This is a genomic window from Flavobacterium sp., from assembly GCF_024710485.1.
Lineage (GTDB): Bacteria > Bacteroidota > Bacteroidia > Flavobacteriales > Flavobacteriaceae > Flavobacterium.
In genome coordinates, this window is sequence record NZ_JANJUQ010000045.1 from 1 (window position 1) to 18,274 (window position 18,274).

13 protein-coding genes and 1 tRNA gene are annotated in these 18,274 nt (G+C 39.8%); 4 read left to right on the forward strand and 10 right to left on the reverse strand.

The features are described 5' to 3' along the window. Nucleotides 1–276: 276 nt before the first annotated feature. From Q0M21_RS11685 to porU, 5 genes are all read right to left on the reverse strand, one after another. The gene (locus tag Q0M21_RS11685) at nt 277–1,893 is read right to left on the reverse strand and encodes a pyruvate dehydrogenase complex dihydrolipoamide acetyltransferase (RefSeq protein WP_295338462.1); all 1,617 of its coding nucleotides are present in this window, start codon (nt 1,891–1,893) and stop codon (nt 277–279) included. Nucleotides 1,894–1,895: 2 nt separating this feature from the next. Then, nucleotides 1,896–2,894 (reverse strand): pyruvate dehydrogenase (acetyl-transferring) E1 component subunit alpha, encoded by a 999-nt coding sequence (gene pdhA / locus Q0M21_RS11690; RefSeq protein WP_295338465.1) that lies wholly within the window; start codon nt 2,892–2,894, stop codon nt 1,896–1,898. Between the two features lie 136 nt (nt 2,895–3,030). Next, nucleotides 3,031–3,513: a cytidine deaminase gene (cdd, locus tag Q0M21_RS11695; RefSeq protein WP_295338468.1), complete on the reverse strand. Its 483-nt coding sequence runs from the start codon at nt 3,511–3,513 to the stop codon at nt 3,031–3,033. An 85-nt stretch (nt 3,514–3,598) separates the two neighbouring features. Continuing rightward, the gene (gene porV / locus Q0M21_RS11700; protein WP_295338471.1) at nt 3,599–4,795 is read right to left on the reverse strand and encodes a type IX secretion system outer membrane channel protein PorV; all 1,197 of its coding nucleotides are present in this window, start codon (nt 4,793–4,795) and stop codon (nt 3,599–3,601) included. 37 nt (nt 4,796–4,832) lie between these two features. Further along, entirely contained in the window at nt 4,833–8,660 is a 3,828-nt protein-coding gene (porU, locus tag Q0M21_RS11705) for a type IX secretion system sortase PorU (RefSeq protein WP_295338473.1), read from the reverse strand. A gap of 206 nt (nt 8,661–8,866) precedes the next feature. Here porU and gldJ point away from each other — a divergent pair, with 206 nt between their 5' ends. Both gldJ and murF read left to right on the forward strand, forming a co-directional pair. Further along, nucleotides 8,867–10,588, forward strand: coding sequence for a gliding motility lipoprotein GldJ (gene gldJ, locus Q0M21_RS11710; RefSeq protein ID WP_295338476.1), 1,722 nt, complete (start codon nt 8,867–8,869; stop codon nt 10,586–10,588). Nucleotides 10,589–10,655: 67 nt separating this feature from the next. Next, a complete protein-coding gene (gene murF, locus Q0M21_RS11715) occupies nt 10,656–11,939 on the forward strand; it encodes a UDP-N-acetylmuramoyl-tripeptide--D-alanyl-D-alanine ligase (protein ID WP_295338478.1) in 1,284 nt (427 codons plus the stop codon). Nucleotides 11,940–12,040: 101 nt separating this feature from the next. Here the strand turns inward: murF and Q0M21_RS11720 are convergent. Both Q0M21_RS11720 and Q0M21_RS11725 read right to left on the reverse strand, forming a co-directional pair. Beyond that, nucleotides 12,041–12,115, reverse strand: a tRNA-Val gene (locus Q0M21_RS11720). 68 nt (nt 12,116–12,183) lie between these two features. After that, a complete protein-coding gene (locus Q0M21_RS11725) occupies nt 12,184–13,404 on the reverse strand; it encodes a folylpolyglutamate synthase/dihydrofolate synthase family protein (RefSeq protein ID WP_295338481.1) in 1,221 nt (406 codons plus the stop codon). A gap of 125 nt (nt 13,405–13,529) precedes the next feature. Here Q0M21_RS11725 and Q0M21_RS11730 point away from each other — a divergent pair, with 125 nt between their 5' ends. Further along, nucleotides 13,530–14,246 (forward strand): MotA/TolQ/ExbB proton channel family protein, encoded by a 717-nt coding sequence (locus tag Q0M21_RS11730; RefSeq protein WP_295338485.1) that lies wholly within the window; start codon nt 13,530–13,532, stop codon nt 14,244–14,246. Continuing rightward, nucleotides 14,227–14,622: a biopolymer transporter ExbD gene (locus tag Q0M21_RS11735; RefSeq protein ID WP_290875544.1), complete on the forward strand. Its 396-nt coding sequence runs from the start codon at nt 14,227–14,229 to the stop codon at nt 14,620–14,622. Before Q0M21_RS11730 ends, Q0M21_RS11735 begins: the two co-directional genes overlap by 20 nt. A gap of 149 nt (nt 14,623–14,771) precedes the next feature. Here the strand turns inward: Q0M21_RS11735 and Q0M21_RS11740 are convergent, their stop codons facing one another. The 3 genes from Q0M21_RS11740 to Q0M21_RS11750 form a co-directional block, all read right to left on the reverse strand. Beyond that, nucleotides 14,772–15,665: an energy transducer TonB gene (locus Q0M21_RS11740; protein ID WP_295338488.1), complete on the reverse strand. Its 894-nt coding sequence runs from the start codon at nt 15,663–15,665 to the stop codon at nt 14,772–14,774. A 74-nt stretch (nt 15,666–15,739) separates the two neighbouring features. Continuing rightward, complete coding sequence (locus Q0M21_RS11745; RefSeq protein ID WP_295338491.1) at nt 15,740–16,966, reverse strand: Glu/Leu/Phe/Val dehydrogenase dimerization domain-containing protein; 1,227 nt, start codon at nt 16,964–16,966, stop codon at nt 15,740–15,742. A gap of 161 nt (nt 16,967–17,127) precedes the next feature. Next, on the reverse strand, nt 17,128–18,195 hold the full coding sequence (locus Q0M21_RS11750; protein WP_295338494.1) for an anhydro-N-acetylmuramic acid kinase: 1,068 nt from the start codon (nt 18,193–18,195) through the stop codon (nt 17,128–17,130). Nucleotides 18,196–18,274: the final 79 nt, after the last annotated feature.

Genomic DNA, 18,274 nt, shown 5'->3' on the forward strand with positions numbered 1-18,274 from the left:
TTTGTTTTATATGGTTTTGATAAATCAAAACTACCTGAAGCCCACCGGGCTTCCTCCTTTTAATATCAAATCCAATAGATAAAAAGGTTTGTTGTAAAGGCAATGCTTCGCGTGAGGGATAGGAGCGGCATCCTTTTACTGGTTTGGACTATAGTCTATTTAGATATGAGTTGTAACAGTAAAAGATACAGCGGATAGCCCGGCCTGAAAGGACACGCCCCAATAAAAAACCCACTCTAAGGAGCGGGTTTTATTACAGTTTAAAGTGTTTTTATATTATGCTAACATAGTTACCGGATTCTCAAGATAAATTCTTAGCGTTTGCAAGAATTGTGCTCCTGTAGCTCCGTCAACGGTTCTGTGGTCGCAGGCTAGCGTTAAAGTCATTGTATTGCCTACTACGATTTGTCCGTTTTTAACCACCGGTTTTTCTTCAATAGCTCCTACTGAAAGGATAGCTGAATTCGGTTGATTGATAATAGAAGTAAAAGATTGGATGCCAAACATTCCAAGGTTTGAAACGGTGAAAGTACTACCTTCCATTTCGGCCGGTGTCAGTTTTTTGTTTTTGGCTTTTCCGGCTAAATCTTTCACTGCAGCACCAATTTGTGACAAAGTCATTTGGTCGGTAAAGTTTAGTACGGGTACCACCAATCCGTCTTCAACGGCTACTGCCACTCCTATATTTACATGGTGATTGATAATCATGGCATCTTCTCTCCATTGCGAATTGACTTGCGGATGTTTTTTCAAGGCCATGGCACAAGCTTTTACTACCATATCGTTAAACGATACTTTAGTATCCGGAACCGTGTTGATAACGGCACGTGATTTCATCGCTTCATCCATACTTACTTCAATAGTTAAGTAATAATGTGGTGCTGTAAATTTTGATTCTGCCAAACGACGCGCAATGGTTTTACGCATTTGCGAATTCTTAATCTCTTCAGAGAATTTTTCACCGGCAGGGACAAATGGTTTGACAACGGTTGTTGGTTGACTGTTATCGGTTGTTGGTTGTGACACCTCGACTGCGCTCGGTGTGACATTCGATGGCGTGAAATTCTCCACATCGCTTTTGGTAATGCGTCCGTTTTCTCCGGTACCTTTTACTTGAGCTAAATTGATGCCTTTGTCTTTGGCAATTTGTTTAGCTAAAGGCGAAGCAAATATTCTTCCGCTTGCAGTTGTTTCTGCTACAGGGATTGTTGTGGTAACGGGAGCTAGAGAAGGAGTTACTTCTGTTGCAGCCGGAGCTGAAGCGCCTCCTTTTGTAAAGTTTTCAGCAACACCTGTAATGTCGGTACCTGCAGGTCCGATGATCGCTAAAACGCTGTCAACAGGAGCCGATTGTCCTTCTTGAATTCCGATGTACAATAACATACCGGCGTTGAAAGATTCGAACTCCATAGTAGCTTTGTCGGTTTCGATTTCAGCTAGGATATCGCCTTCTTTCACATCGTCGCCTACTTTTTTCAACCAAGTAGCTACTGTTCCTTCTGTCATGGTATCACTTAGACGTGGCATGGTAACTACAGTAACCCCTTTTGGTAAAGCGGTTGGTTGTGTTTTTTCGGTTGTTGGTTGAGTTTCAGCTTTTGATTCAGTAACTTCCGTTGCGTTGCCGCCAGAAAGTAGGGCTGAAATATCTTCGCCTTCCTTACCAATGATGGCCAAAAGCGAATCTACCGGAGCGGTTTCTCCTTCGTTAATCCCAATATGTAAAAGAGTTCCGGCTGTAAAAGCTTCAAACTCCATAGTGGCTTTGTCAGTTTCAATTTCTGCTAAAATATCTCCTTCAGAAACTTTGTCGCCCACTTTTTTTAACCAAGTAGCTACGGTTCCTTCCGTCATCGTGTCGCTTAGACGCGGCATAGTGATTTTTGTTGCCATAATTATAGTCTGTGAGGAATGAAAGGATAATTTTCTTGTTCGTATACTACGTCATACAATTGTTGTGCATCCGGGAAAGGAGATTCTTCGGCGAATGTGGCACATTCTTCTACTAAATCTTTTACTCTTTCGTCAATCACTTCAATTTCTTCATCAGTAGCGTATTTTTTCTCTTTGATGATGTCTAAGACTTGGGTAATCGGATCGATTTTTTTGTACTCTTCCACTTCTTCTTTAGAGCGGTACAATTGGGCGTCAGACATTGAGTGACCTCTGTAACGGTACGTTTTCATTTCTAAGAAAGTTGGTCCGTCTCCGCGACGTGCTCTTTCAATAGCTTCATGCATCGCTTCTGCTACTTTAATTGGGTTCATGCCATCAACCGGTCCGCATGGCATTTCATAGCCTAAACCTAATTTCCAAACATCAGTATGATTAGCTGTTCTTTCTACTGAAGTTCCCATGGCGTATCCGTTATTTTCACAGATGAAAACCACCGGTAATTTCCATAGCATAGCCATGTTGAAAGCTTCGTGTAAAGAACCTTGACGCGCGGCACCGTCACCAAAATAGGTTAGGGTAACACCGCCGGTATTGAAGTATTTGTCGGCGAAAGCCATACCGGCACCTACAGGAATTTGCGCTCCTACAATACCATGACCTCCGTAAAATCCGTGTTCTTTGGAAAAGATGTGCATAGAACCACCCATACCTTTGGATGTTCCTGTAACTTTTCCTAATAATTCAGCCATTACCTTTTTGGGATCAACACCCATTCCGATAGGTTGAACGTGATTACGATAAGCCGTAATCATTTTGTCTTTGGATAAATCCATTGCATGGAGTGCTCCGGCTAATACGGCTTCTTGTCCGTTATATAAGTGAAGAAATCCTCTAACTTTTTGTTGAATATAAAGTGCGGCAAGTTTGTCTTCAAACTTTCTCCAAAACAGCATGTCTTCATACCATTTTAAATAAACTTCTCTGGTTACTTCTTTCATTTTTACTTTTCTAAAGTGTTATTTAAGTTTTTATTTTATTCAACGCAAAATAGTTCACTCACACACAAATTTGCGAAAGGCAAAAGTAAAACATTCCCCGTAAGAAGTAAAATTTAAAAGCAGTAATTTTTATTTGCTATAAGAAGTTTTTATCGAAACTTAGGGGTAATAAATTTTTAATGGAATCCGATTTGTAAATGGCTCCGCTTTCTCCCATAAAGTAAATCTCAATATCTGCATCTTGCTTGAACTCGTATTCATAAATCGATTGTCTGCAAGCACCGCAAGGCGGAATAGGTGATTTGGTCTCGTTGGTGTCAGAACCTGCTGAAATTGCCATTTTCAAAATTTTCGCTTCGGGATAAATGGCGCCCGATTGGAATATAGCGACTCTCTCTGCGCAAAGTCCGGATGGGTAAGCTGCGTTTTCTTGATTAGAACCTAAAACAACTTGACCATTGTCTAACAGCAGTGCAGCTCCGACTCTGAATTTTGAATAAGGAGCATAAGCTTTTTTTCGGATAGCTACGGCTTGTTGCATTAAGGATTGAATGTCTTGTGGTAATTCCGCTGTAGATTGGAAAACCGTAAACGAGGTGTTGATGTTTATTTGTTGCATTCGAATAGCATTTATTTCAGTATTGAGGAAAAAAAATCCAAATTTCAATTGAAATTTGGATGTTGTTTTTATGATTGTTTATCTACTAATATTCTTCGTATTTATCACCAAAGTTAAACGTTAAAGAGAAACGTAGTGTATTCTCTAACGGGTTTTTAACTTTCGAGGCAGAAAATAAATAAGATACGTCTACTTTAACTACATTGTATTTGAAACCGGCTCCCAAAGAAAAGAATCTTCTGGCACCTTTTTCCGGACTTTCATTAAAGTAGCCTAAACGCATGGCAAAAGAGTCTTGATATAAATATTCTGCTCCAACCGAATAAGTGAACTCTTTTAATTCTTCACTGAATCCGCCCGGTGCGTCGTTGAACGATTTGAAAATACCGGAAACCCAATTTACTTTATTGTAGGCTGCGTTATTGGCATCTCTCAAATCAATTTCTTCCGGTGTAGTTACTAATCCATCACCGTCTAAGTCGGCACTTTGTGGTGTTGGCACCAAAAGTTTAGCCAGTTCAACGCTCACGGAAACTTTATTGTATTCGTCGAAGATGAAATCGTATCCACCACCTAATCTCATATTGGCCGGTAGAAAGTTGGCGCTATTGTCGTCGGATGCTCCCGCATCGTAGTTGATTTTTGGTCCTAAGTTTTGGAAATTGAATCCTAATCGCAGTCTGCCGTTAAAATCTGCTAAAGCCGTTTCTTCGCCTTGGTAAAAACCTGCGATATCTACTGCAAAAGAACTTGCCGGTTTGGCATCGCCCTCTCCGGTTGGGATTCTTAAAGCTGAACGGATGTATCTACCGGCTACGGCCATGGAGAATTTTTCACTAAGCTTAAGCGAGTAAGAACCGTCTAAAGCTAGTTCATTAGGTTTTACTATTTGAGCCGGATCGTCGGCATTTTGTCGGAGTTCTATTTCTCCTAAGCCAAAATAGCGCAAACTTACCGCAAAAGCACTACGCCCATCGGCTCCAAAGCGTTTGAAGTAAGTGGCTTGACCTAATGATATGTCATTTACTAAATCCGTCAAATAAGGTGTGTAACTGGCAGTGAACCCTTGTCCGTCAACACTAAAGGCATATTTTGCCGGATTCCATTGTTGTGAAAAAGCATCCGCTGAAGTGGCTACTCCTTGGTCAGCTAGACCGGCAGCGCGCGCATCGGCAGCTACCAAAAGGAAAGGAACTCCGGTAGTGATTACTCGGCTGTCTTGTTGGGCGTTTACGAAAGTTATAGTGGTAGAGAATAAAAGTAGTAACGCAATTTTTTTCATCTTCATTTTAATAAAAGTTAACAAATATAGCATTTTCCTAAAGGATAACAAGTTTTTCTATTTTTTCTGCTTTTTTATTCGATAAAGCGGACTTTACAGTTAATTTATAGATGTAAACACCTTTTCCGATTCGATCGCCGAAATCGTCTTTTCCGTCCCAGGTGATTTCTCTGGATAAGAAGCCATCAGTAATTACAGTTTGATTTTTAGTCCATACTATCTTACCGGTAATTGTCATGACTTGGATTTGTACTTCTAAAGGTTCAAATGGTCTGTTGTGTGAAAACCAGAACTCGGTGTAATTTACAAACGGATTCGGATAATTCAGAACGTTATCAAGCGCTATGGTTTCTTCTCCTACTACCACAAATTGAATTTCGGCAGTAATCGGATTGTTGTATACGTCCCAGGCTTTGAAAGTAATAGTGTGTAATCCCGGAGCCAAATTTCGGAAAGGGAAATACACTCTTCCTTTGGTGTAATCGTCCAATTCGGTTTCGTAATAATCGTTCATGATATAAGGCTTACTTTCATCGCCATCTAAAATACCTATGATATCATGGCCAATCCCGCTGGCAGTGTTGATTCCGTTTTCGTCTTCGAGTAAGGCGAGTAAAAAAGGCGATTTGTTAGTGATACCTCCATTGACAAAAGTTTCGTCATTCATATATAATCGTACTCTCGGTCCGATATTGTCTGTGGCTGCATTCGGATTAATTCCGCCTATTCTGATGTCTGTATTGTAGCCCGTTTTATCAAACAGAATTTGATTTCGTTTGGTGTAAAAACTTATTTTTCCGTTGCCAACGGGGATGCGGATGTCTCTTGGAACCACAAAGCCAAATTCAAATCGGCCGTTGCTTACTGTAGCATTACCCCTAAAAATGGTCTCTCCTAACGTTGTGAAATTAATGGCCGGACTATTTCCGTCATTATTTAAGGTCGCTCTGGTGACGTTTTTGTCAAAGATGTTAACTGAAAGTTCTCCGTTGTAAAGAGGGAGTAAATTGTTGTTTTCGTCCAATACTTCTCCGGCGATTTTTACATAGGCTAAAGATTGCAAATCGTCTATTGGTCCGGTTATCGGCATGTCGTTTACTTTGGTAAGAACTACTTTGGGTTTTGGAATGGCTAACATCAAAGCCGGGTCGCCCAAATAAAATACTACGTTGGTTGCGGTGTTTGGGTTTTCGTTTTTGGCCAAACGAAGGGCTTCCGCGATGGAAGTGTACTCGCTACTGCCATAGGAGAAAAGGTATTTAGCTATTCGGTCGTTGAAAATTTCTGCCGGAATTTGACCGATAGAGCGAACGGTTGTAATCATGGAAATAGCCCCGCCACGAGGATTCCAATAAGTATATTCTCCTGCAGTTGGTCGGTACGGATTGTCAAATCGAGAAAAATCGCAGGTAATGGTTATGAATAATGGGTATTTGTACCTATTGAGTAAGTTTTCGCCATCTGACTTTTCCCAAATTCTCTCTCCTGAGAGTCCGTCTTCTCCGCCGTGACCAAGGTAATTGAATACCAAAGCGCCTTTTTCAAAAGCGGCAAAAATTTCTTCTCTGGCTTTGGGATAGCGTTTTCCTCCTGCCGAAGTTTCTTGTTGGTAAGAATCGAGTAAAATTTTCTTGAAATTGATAAAGGGTTTTTCGGTAACAATAACATCTGTTAGGTTGTTTTGCTTGGTTTGTAAAGTGGCATCGGCAGTTTTATCAGAATCGTCGGCAATGGCTACATAATTGTTGCGCCAACTGCCGTAAGATTTTAAATCATGGTATTCAATTACTTTGTTCACCATTTCCTCTGCCTGTTGGATTGTGCTCACAATCATTCTGCCGACAGCAATATCAATTCCGTCAAAGAAAAAGGCTGTATTCCCTTCGTCGGGATCCATACTTCCGTAGAAATCATCCGAGGAAAAAGAAGATTCGGTTTCGGTGTAGCTGTTAAGCGCGTGGAAAATGGGGACGATATTAGTGTTGTTCGCTACACGATCTTTAAAATCGTAAGAACCATCCCCAAAAAGGTTAAGGTATTTTACTCTCTTGCCATCTTCCGAAGCGTTGAAATATACGTATTTAATAAAATTTCTAATGGCTGCAATGTCTTGTTTCCCGGAGGAGAATTCTTGGTAGATGTTTTCCAGATTCACTACCTTGACATTCAGATTAGAATAGTTTCGGTGAAAGTTGGCCAGTTTTTCGGCCGGCGCGGTTAAGAATTTGGGAGTAATAATAAGGTAATCGATATCTTGAAACTGACCTTGTGCATTGGAGAAAATCGTTCCTTTAATATTTTGATTTTCTACTCTTGATTTGGATTCTTTAGATGGTGATAAGAAATCAGAGTTTTCAACCGCTATATATTTTCGGGTTTCCCCTAAGTTTGCTTTAAACGAAAACAAGCTTTGGTTGCTGTTGTCGGCTTTGGTAACGTTATAGATATCAGTAATGTCCCAAACTTGAGCAATGCTTGATGCGTTAGTAATTTGGTATTCTCCAATTCCCGATAATAACGGTGCCTGATTGAATTGAAATCGGAATTGTTTTCCGGTTCCTTTGAGGTTTCTTTTGGCTTTGATAGCGATGTAATCCAAATAGCCTTTGGCGCTTGGTACGCCGCCATTGTCGTATGTCACTTTTATAGTAACATCATCGCTGTTAACAGTGACATTGTTAACCAAGGTGTTATCAAATGCTGCCCATCCGCTGTTAATGCCCAAAGCGTTAATTCCGATATTCCCCACCAATTGGTTATTGGCTTCGATTTTAAAGCTGGTTTGATTGAAAGCTGAGGCTGCCACATGAGCAGTTACTTGAATGGGAGTTCCGGTCACTAAATTAGGAAAATCAAACTCGAATTCTTGTTCATTGTCGATGCCGAATTGTTCTCCAAACCAAACCCTGCCTAATTTTGCGATGTTGATGTCGTCGACTTCGTGAAACTTGTAGTCGTCAAATTCTGTGATTATTGTTGTTGGGCTTCCGGTGGGTTGAGTAAAATCAACAATTCTTTTACCGGTGTCGCCGGAAACGGTCACATAATAATAGGCTTTTTCCGCATACAAGTTTAAATGAGTTTTATTTTCATCGCTCCAATTGTCCAGCCCTTCCGCATAGAAAAGGATATAATCTTGGTTGTCGAATATTCCATCGTTTTCGCCTACAAATAGAATGGCATTTTCCTCAATATCCATAGGATAAGGAGTGCTGTTTTGGAGAGGTGCCATTCTGCCTCCGTGACCGTAAATCTTTATTTTTCTGGGGTCAACATTGGTTTCCATTCCTAAGCTTTGGAGAAAGTTTTTGCTTACCTTATAAACTCCTGATTTTTGAACATAAAAACGATACCAATTACCTGTTGCTAAAGCTGAGTTCTCTATACTGTTGATATTGTTTGCAACAGGAGCGCTTCTATTATTGTTGCTATTTTGAATCGAATAACTGAATGAAAGTAGTTTTTTATACGAATTGCCCTCTTTGATGATGGGAGTAATGCTGATTTGGGCGTAATTGATGTTGCGTGCTTTACTGTTTTTTACAGAATATTTGAATGCTGTGGGAAGATTAATTGCAGAGATATCACCCAATTGTTCTTCACTTATCGGTTCGTAAACAACATTACTCAGTTGTAAACTGTTTTCACTAACCGGACTATTGCGTTTTATTCGAAGATTGAAATGTAGTGTTCGATTGTAATTATCAAACTGAAAATTCTCCTGATTAAATTGTGGGATGGTGTAAGTATAGTCTCCGTATGAAAAGGCTTTTTTTTCCATCCAATTCAACACAACATTGCCCTGCTCTTGAGAGTTGCTCAAAAAAGCAGTTAACAAAATAAGTACAGTAATAATCTTTTTCATAGTCAACAATTAACGCAAATTTCAACAAAATAGTATTAAAAAGGAAAAAAATATTTTTTTTAAGTCAAAATACAATAAAACTATTATTTTTGCGTTGTATATGAAACTCGTCGAAAACGGCGTGTTTTAGTATTAATAAAAAAAGTTGTTGCAGTATAAAGGTTAATTCTTATATTGCGCCTCTAAAATTTTTACCTACTAAAAATATGAAAGTAAACAAAATTATCGCTGTAAAATTATTGCTATCCCTAGTGGTAATGATTGGTTTTACCAGTTGTAGTAAGAAATCTGATTCTAAAGGAGGCTCTAGAGCTACCGGTTGGAAAATCAACGACAAGAAAGGTGGTTTTCAGTATGCTTCTAAATTTAAGAAGCAGGCTACAGGACCGGGTTTGGTTTTGGTGGAAGGCGGAACATTTACTATGGGTAAAGTTCAGGATGATGTGATGCATGATTGGAACAACACACCAAATCAGCAACACGTAATGTCGTTCTACATGGACGAAACTGAGGTTACTAACATGATGTACATGGAGTACTTGGATTGGTTAAAAAGAGTGTTCCCTCCGGATCAAGAAAACTACAAAAATATTTATGAAGGTGCTTCTCCTGATACCTTGGTGTGGAGAAATCGTTTAGGATATAACGAGACCATGACCAATAACTATTTAAGACATCCGGCTTATGCTGAGTATCCTGTAGTAGGGGTTAATTGGATTCAAGCTACTGAATTTGCTAAATGGAGAACTGACCGTGTAAACGAAAAAATATTAGAAGAGCAAAGATTTTTGAAGAAAGATGCTAAGGTAACTGATGCTTCTGCCGATAAAGTTTTCAGTACGGAAGCTTATTTGGCTTCGCCGTCAACAGCTATGGGTGGTGATGAAAAAATCGTATTGAAAAAAGGACAAAAAACAGCCGCTAGAAAGGGTGGTGATCCAGCTGCAGCCGGAGCAACTAATACCCAAGGTAACAGTCCTAAAAATGTTTATGCCCAAAGAACTTCAGGTTTGATTTTGCCCGAGTATAGATTGCCAACTGAAGCAGAGTGGGAATATGCTGCTGCTGCAGATGTAGGTCAAAGAGAGTACAACGCTTACAAAGGTCAAAAGAAATATCCATGGTCCGGTACTTATACTCGTTCTGGTAAAAGACAAGTTAGAGGGGATCAATTGGCTAACTTCAAACAAGGAAAAGGTGATTACGGTGGTTTAGCCGGATGGTCTGATGACGGTGCTGATATCACTAATAAAGTTAAATCTTATCCGCCAAATGATTTCGGTTTGTATGACATGGCCGGAAACGTGGCTGAATGGGTAGCAGACGTTTACAGACCTATCGTTGATGATGAAGCGAACGACTTCAACTACTACAGAGGTAACGTTTACATGAAAAACAAAATTGGAGAAGACGGTAAAGTGGAATTGGTTACTGCCGAAACCCAACAATTCGATACATTATCAAATGGTAAAATTGTTTCAAGAAACTTCCCTGGGCAAATCGCTCAAGTACCGGTTGATGATAAAGAAACTTATTTGAGACAAAACTTTGATAAATCTGATAACCGTAACTATCGTGACGGGGACAAACAATCTTCAAGATACTTTAAGTTTGGTTCTGAAGATGGAGATGAAAAAGGCAAAGTAAGAGACGATCAAAGAATGTATGATTCTCCTAAGCATAATGTTTCTACAGACAGTTTAGGAAACATGACTAAAAAATATGATAAGTCAAACAAAAGAACGACTTTGGTAAACGATGATGTAAGAGTTTACAAAGGAGGTTCTTGGAGAGACAGAGCATATTGGTTAGATCCTGCACAAAGAAGATACTTCCCGCAAGATATCGCGACAGATTACATCGGATTCAGATGTGCTATGTCAAGAGTTGGTTCAAAAGCCGACAAAAAGAAAAGACCAAGAAACTAATATTAGTTGATTATAATACCAAAAAAGCCCTATTTTTAAGGGCTTTTTTATTTTAATACAATTGCGGATGACCATTCAAGAGATTCATGCCCTTTTTTTGCAAACCTCCGGGATTGCTATCGATACCAGAAAGATTAACAAAGATTCCTTTTTTGTAGCTATTAAAGGTGATCGTTTTGACGCCAATACTTTTGCTGCAGAAGCTTTAGAAAAAGGTGCTAAGTATGTTTTAATTGATAATGAAGCGTATCGTATTGACCACAGAACAATCTTGGTCTCGGACAGTTTAACAGTGCTACAGGAATTAGCCACATATCACCGGCAATATTTAAAGTTGCCTATAATTGCTTTGACCGGGAGTAACGGTAAAACCACCACCAAAGAATTGGTCAACGTTGTTTTGGCTAAAAAGTTTCAAGTTAAAGCTACTGTTGGTAATTTGAACAATCATATTGGTGTGCCACTCACTTTGTTGTCGTTTGACCAATCCACCCAAATCGGAATTGTAGAGATGGGCGCTAATCATCAAAAAGAGATTGAGTTTTTATGCGGCATAGCGCAACCGGATTATGGTTTTATCACCAATTTCGGGAAAGCGCATCTGGAAGGGTTTGGTGGTGTTGAAGGCGTGATTAAAGGGAAAAGCGAAATGTATGCTTTTTTAGCCAAGTATAATAAAACTACTTTTGTCAATTTAGACGATACCTTGCAAAACGAAAAAACGGCACATTTCAACAGAATTACTTTCAGTCAAACCAATCCCAGTGCTACTGTCTTTATCGAGTCAGTTTCTGCCAATCCTTTTGTAAGGGTCAAAGCGCTCGGTGCTGAGATTACTTCGCATTTGATTGGATTATACAACGCTACTAATATCTGTATGGCTATTACTATTGGTCATTTCTTCAAAGTGCCGATTGAGGATATTAAAAAAGCTATTGAATCCTATGTGCCTGATAATAATCGTTCGCAGTTAATGGTTAAGCATACCAATGAAATCATTTTAGACGCTTATAATGCTAATCCAAGCAGTATGAGAGTCGCTTTGGAGAATTTTATACAATTGGATAAGCCTAATAAAATAATTGTCATAGGCGACATGTATGAGCTTGGCCAAGAGAGCAAGGCAGAACACAAAAGTATAGTCGATTTTTTAAGTACAAACGAATCCATGAACTGTTATTTCGTGGGAAAAGATTTTTACGCCAATCAACTCCCGAAAGCTCATTTTTTCTTCTATAAAACTTTCGATGATTTCGCAAATGCATTGTCTACTTTTGAATGGCAAAACAAAACTATTTTGGTTAAAGGATCGCGAGGTATGGCACTCGAAAGAACACTCGAATTTATATAATATTAAACCACTCTTCGGAGTGGTTTTTTTTATGTGTAGAAGTCGCTTTAGATATGGGCAAAAAAAAATTCCACTATGTAAGTGGAATTTTAAAACGGTAGTGGGCGATGAGGGATTCGAACCCCCGACCCTCTCGGTGTAAACGAGATGCTCTGAACCAGCTGAGCTAATCGCCCGTTTTGTGCTTGATTGCGGTGCAAATATAGGGCAGTTTTTTGATTCTGCAAATTAAAATGAAAAAAAATTACAAAATTTCTGCAACCACAAAATTGCTGCCGCCTATATAAATCAAATCATCAACACCGGCCATTTTTCTACTGTGTTCGTAAGCTTCTGAAACAGAATTGTATATTGCGCCTTTAAGTCCGAATGCTGCCGCTTTTTCTTGTAAAACAGACGCCTCTAAGCCGCGCGAAATATTCGGTTGGCAAAAGTAATATTTTGCATTTTTTGGCAATAAAATCAAAATATCATCCAGTTTTTTGTCGTTTACCACGCCTAAAACCAAATGTAAATGATTGTATTTTTCTTTTTCTAGCTGTTTCATTACCACTTTTAAACCGTGTGCATTGTGAGCTGTATCACAAATAATTTTCGGATTAGTGCCCAATTGCTGCCAACGCCCCTGCAAATGCGTGTTGTCAATCACCTTCAGGAAACCGTTTTTAATGGCGTCTTCTGAAACTTGCAATAAATGCTTTTCCTGTAAAACCCGCAAAGTTTGGATAACAGTCTTTTTGTTGTAAAACTGATAGTCGCCCAACAAGCCGCAAGGATAGTCTTCTTGTACTAAATCGGAGGCAAAGTATAGCTCGGAATTTGTCTCTTGCGCTTTAGCTGTAAATACAGGTTTGGTCTCCGGTAAGTATTCGCCAATTACCACAGGAATGTTGTTTTTGATAATCCCGGCCTTTTCAAAAGCAATGGCTTCAAAGGTGTCACCCAAAAATTGTGTATGGTCTAATCCAATGTTTGTAATAACGGAAATCAGAGGTGTAATAATATTGGTGGAGTCCAAGCGACCGCCCATGCCGACTTCAATAACCGCTATGTCGATTTTCTCTTTAACAAAATAGTCAAAGGCCAAACCTACACTCATCTCGAAAAAACTCAAGTTATGCGTTTCAAAAAAGGGTTTATTTTTGGTGATGAATTCTACAACATAAGCTTCCGAAATCGGTTCGCCGTTAATGGTAATTCGCTCTCTGTAATCTTTTAAGTGTGGTGAAGTGTAAAGCCCAACTTTATATCCCGCTTCCATCAATACCGAAGCCAATAGGTGAGAAGTAGAGCCTTTGCCGTTGGTTCCGGCTACGTGTATGTATTGCAGCTGTTTTTCGGGATGCCCTAAATGCTCCGCCAGCAGCACCGTATTGGTGATGTCTTTTCGATATGCCGTAGCACCTTGCGTTTGATACATCGGCAGTTTGTTAAACATCCATTCCAAGGTTTCCTGATAGTTCATAATTTCGGGAAAATATTTTTTTGATATACTTTTTTAATTTTTTTTTCGTTGTATATTGTGATGCCGATACGGTCAATACAAATTTGAAACTATTTTCAGAATTAACAGCCCAAAATTAAACAAATATGATCAGTACATTTTTACAGTTGCAAGTGGACAGTTTAGCTCAGAATATTCCAACCGTAGACACTGCAAATCCCGCTTTAACTAATGAAGTTTCTGTCTTAGAGTTCCTTTTCAAAGGTGGTCTTTTTTTAATCCCTATTGCCATTTTACTTTTTTACACTTTGTATCTCATTTTTGAACGCTATATGTATATTCAAAAAGCAGCTAAAATCGACAATCATTTGATGGCCGATATTCGCAATCATTTGAATAATGCCAACATCGAATTGGCTGTAAACGCAGCCGAAAGAAGCGGCAATGCGCAAGGTAATGTGATTAAAGAAGGTGTGCTTACCATCGGTCGCCACATCAACGAAATAGAATCCAATATGGAACGCGCCGCCAACATCGAAATCGGTTATATGGAAAAACGCTTAGGACAACTCGGATTAATCGCCGGTATCGCGCCAACGTTAGGATTTATCGGAACCATTTCCGGGGTAATCAAAATCTTCTATAGTATTTCAGTAACCGAAGACATCAGTATCGGAAACATTTCCGGAGGTTTATACGAAAAAATGATCAGTAGTGGTGCCGGATTGATTGTTGGAATTATCGCTTATGCCGCGTACCACTTATTCAACGGCCGCATCGATAGCTTTGCGTTGTCTATCCAAAAACAAGTATTAGAATTTGTCAACATAATCCAAAGACCAAATGGCCATAAAGCGAAATAAACGATTTCACGCAGAAGTCGCCACCTCGTCCTTGAGCGACATTATGTTTTTCTTGTTGTTGTTTTTCCTCATCATTTCCACCTTGGCCAATCCCAATGTGATTCGAATGACCTTGCCTAAGTCGCAAACCAACGAAAAAACCAACAAGCAATTAATTACGCTCTCTGTTACCGAACAGAAAGAGTTTTTTATCGACAAAGAACAAGTCGCTTTCGAGCAATTGGAAACCACCTTGTTGTCTAAAATCGACCCTTCTAAGCAACAAACGGTTGTGATTAGAATTCCGTTCAACTTGCAAGTACAAGATTTAGTAGACGTGCTGCAAATTGGCGTGAGAAACAAATTGAAATTCGTCATCGCTACGAGTCCGAAATAGTCTAAGAATAAGGAGCAGGACCATTACCTTTCTTACCACAGTTGTCCTGCTATCCGTTCTATCTTTTAAAAAAAATCTCCACCTTTTCGGGTGGAGATTTTTTTTAAAAGGATGCCACTGCTATCAGGGCTATAGTTCACGTTTTATCTTTAATTCAGACTAAATGTATAGATGATTTTTCCAACTTGTTTTTCCGGAGCATTACCGTCAGCTTGCCATTTGGTGTTTTGAGCGGCTATGCGCGCTTGGTCAAGCAAACATTTAGCAGTATTGGTCGTTCCTTGTACACCGGCAATCACACTAATCGTGTTGCCGTTTCGGTCAACCGTTACCTGAACGGCTACTCGACCTTGTTCTTGGCAAGTGTAATCCGGCTGTGGTTTACTTAAGGCTTTTCTGTTACCTAATGAATAACCTGAACCGCTACCATTTCCACCACCGCTTCCGCTACCACTACCGGAGCCGCTACCCGAACCATTTCCGGTTCCGTTGCCACTCCCGTTTCCGCCACCCGAACCTGTTCCGCTGCCGTTACCATAATAACCGCTGGAGTTTAAGTTTCCGCCGGCATTGCCTTTATTGCCGCTTTTGGAATCGTTACCGTCGCCGCCTTTGTTGCCTAACAAACTCGACAAAGCGTCATTCGCATTTTTAGAAACTTTCGGTTTTTCAGGCGTAGGTTTGATGTCTTTTTTCGGCTCAACCGGTGAAGGCGTTTTTTTGATATCCTTTTTCGGAATGGCTACGTTGGTTTCGTTATCGTCGCTTTCATCGGCAATCACATCATCTTCAGGCGAGGCTGCTGTTGGGGTAACTTTAGTTTGGTCTTTTACATTCAGTACTTCGCTTTTGTAATTGTCGCCCATACCGAAATCGCTGTCGCCAAAGTTCATTTCGATGCCGCCACCGCCACCGCCGCCCATGATTTTCATGTCAGCCGGAGGCCAAAAGCGCAATAAGAATAACAACAACAGCAAAACAGCATACACTAACGTAGTGATGGCTAAGGATTTTTTATCGTTATCTGATATTTCGAAACTCATTTTATCCGGTGTTAGTTTACTTTATAACGCTTAAAGGTACTAAATATTGTGTAATCCGTACAGTTAATGAAATATTAAACCAACTGTTTCAAAGCAATTTCAAAAGCCGTAGCGCTAATATGCTTTTTATCCGAATTCAAATCGTGTGCTTTTTCCAGGGCTTTTTTAATGGTTTCTGATATGTCGTAGAAAATAGCTTCGTCTGTCATTTGTACTTTTTTCTCCATGAAGTAGGCAAAAACACGCGCCATACCACAGTTGGAAATGAAATCCGGAATTAAACTTACTTTACTATCAGTTTCTTCCATGATCGGGCCAAAGAAAATTTCTTTATCGGCAAAAGGTACATTCGCCCCACAAGAAATCACTTCCAATCCGGAGGCAATCATGGTGTCAACTTGGTCTTTGGTTACCAATCGGGAAGCCGCGCAAGGGGTAAAGATTTGTGCGCCTAATTTCCAAATACTTTCGTTGATTTCTGCAAACGGAATCATATTTTGTGCTACCAATTTGTTGCCGTCTTTGTTCAAGAACAACCTTTTGATTTCTTCAAACGAAAAGCCTTCTTCTTTAATCACACCTCCGTCGCGGTCAATGATACCCACCACTTTAGCACCCATATCGGCCAAATAAAAAGCCGCTGCCGAACCTACGTTTCCGAAACCTTGTACGATGGCTTTTTTGCCTTTCACATCGCCGCCATATATGTCGTAATAATGACGTACGGCTTCGGCTACACCATAACCGGTAATCATATCGGCTACAGTATATTTACGCAAAACATCAGGAGAGAATTTCGGGTTTTCGATTACTTTAATTACGCCTTGACGCAATTGCCCGATTCGGTTGATTTTATCGGCTTCGGTAGGTTTGAAGTGGCCGTTAAAAACACCTTCCTGCGGATGCCAAACACCACATTCTTCGGTCATCGGAATTACTTCGTGGATTTCGTCTACATTCAAATCACCGCCGGTTCCGTAGTAGCTTTTCAATAACGGAGAAACCGCTTTATACCAACGTTGCAAAACCCCTTTTTTACGCGAATCATTCGGGTCGAAATTAATTCCAGATTTTGCACCGCCAATCGCCGGACCTGACACTGAGAATTTCACTTCCATAGTTTTGGCCAACGACAATACTTCGTTCATGTCTAATCCTTTACGCATACGAGTTCCGCCTCCGGCAGCACCACCGCGCAAGGAGTTAATCACAGTCCATCCTTCAGCATCGGTTTCGTTATCTTTCCAATGGAATACTATTTCAGGTTGTTTGTTTTCGAATTTTTTAAGTAAATCTTTCATGAGTTTAGTTTGGTCAGTGTTTGTTTCAGACCGTGTTTTAGTTAGAATTTTAGTTTGTGGTGCAAATATAGTAATTATGAGTTAGGAGTTGTAAGCTGGAAGTTGGTAAATCTGTTTATAAAACACATTAAATATCAGGGTAACTTTTATGCTTATATTTGTTAGGGTCGGTATATTTTGCCGGAGGAATGGTCCTTGTTAGCGCCCGTAACACTGCTCAAAACATTAACTTCTTTGCGCAATTTCAAAACACCAAGTAAGCCAAAAATAAGAGCTTCTTTGTATTCTAAGGTTTTGGTATCAGGCACAATGATGGTCATGTCAGTCAAATAGTTTTGCATGCATTCCAATAAAAAAGTATTGTAAGCACCGCCACCGGTAACGAGCATTTTGCCTTTTCTTTCCGGCAAAGCGTAAGCTGTTTGTTTGGCAATGTGCTTGATAAAGGTGTGCATTTTGTCTTCTACGGTAAGATCGTAACTCTTTATCAAAGGCAGGACGATGGTTTTGACAAATTCAAAGCCTAATGATTTCGGATACGGTTTTTGGTAATACGACAAGTTGTCTAATTCTTCCAAAAGCGCAATATCGGTTTCGCCGCTGCGGGCTATTTCGCCTTTGTCGTCATACGGTAAGCCGAGTTGATTCGCATAAAAATTCAATACGGTATTCACCGGTGAAATGTCAAATGCTATACGTTTTCCGTCTTGTTCAAATGAAATGTTGGAAAATCCGCCTAAATTCAGGCAGTAATCATAATCAGCAAATAAAATTCGATCACCAATCGGCACCAAAGGAGCGCCTTGTCCACCGAGTTTTACATCTTGCACCCGAAAGTCACAAACTACTGTTTGATTAACTATTTCAGCAATTTCTTTTAAGTTGCCGATTTGCAATGTCAAGCCATTTTGCGGTTGGTGCAAAATCGTGTGTCCGTGACTGCAAACGGCATCAAGCTTATTGATTTTATTGCGGCTGATAAAGTCTTTAATGGTATGTCCCAAAAGTGAAGTATAATCGCGGTTCAGTTGTTTTAATTCTTTCTGAGAAAAATCAACTGCAGTTCGCAATTTGTTTAACCAATCTTCGGTGTACGGGACGGTTTCACTTTCTAAAATTTTGTAGCTCCATTTTTGGTGATTTACCGTGAAATGGATGTGCGCCAAATCGACGCCATCTAGCGAAGTACCCGACATGACGCCTATAACTTTATAACTTTCTTTCAACATTGGCTAAAATTACGAAAACGTTTGAAATTCTAACTTTTAAATCCTATTTTTGCGCACCAAAAGTAAAGAAACAACAAAC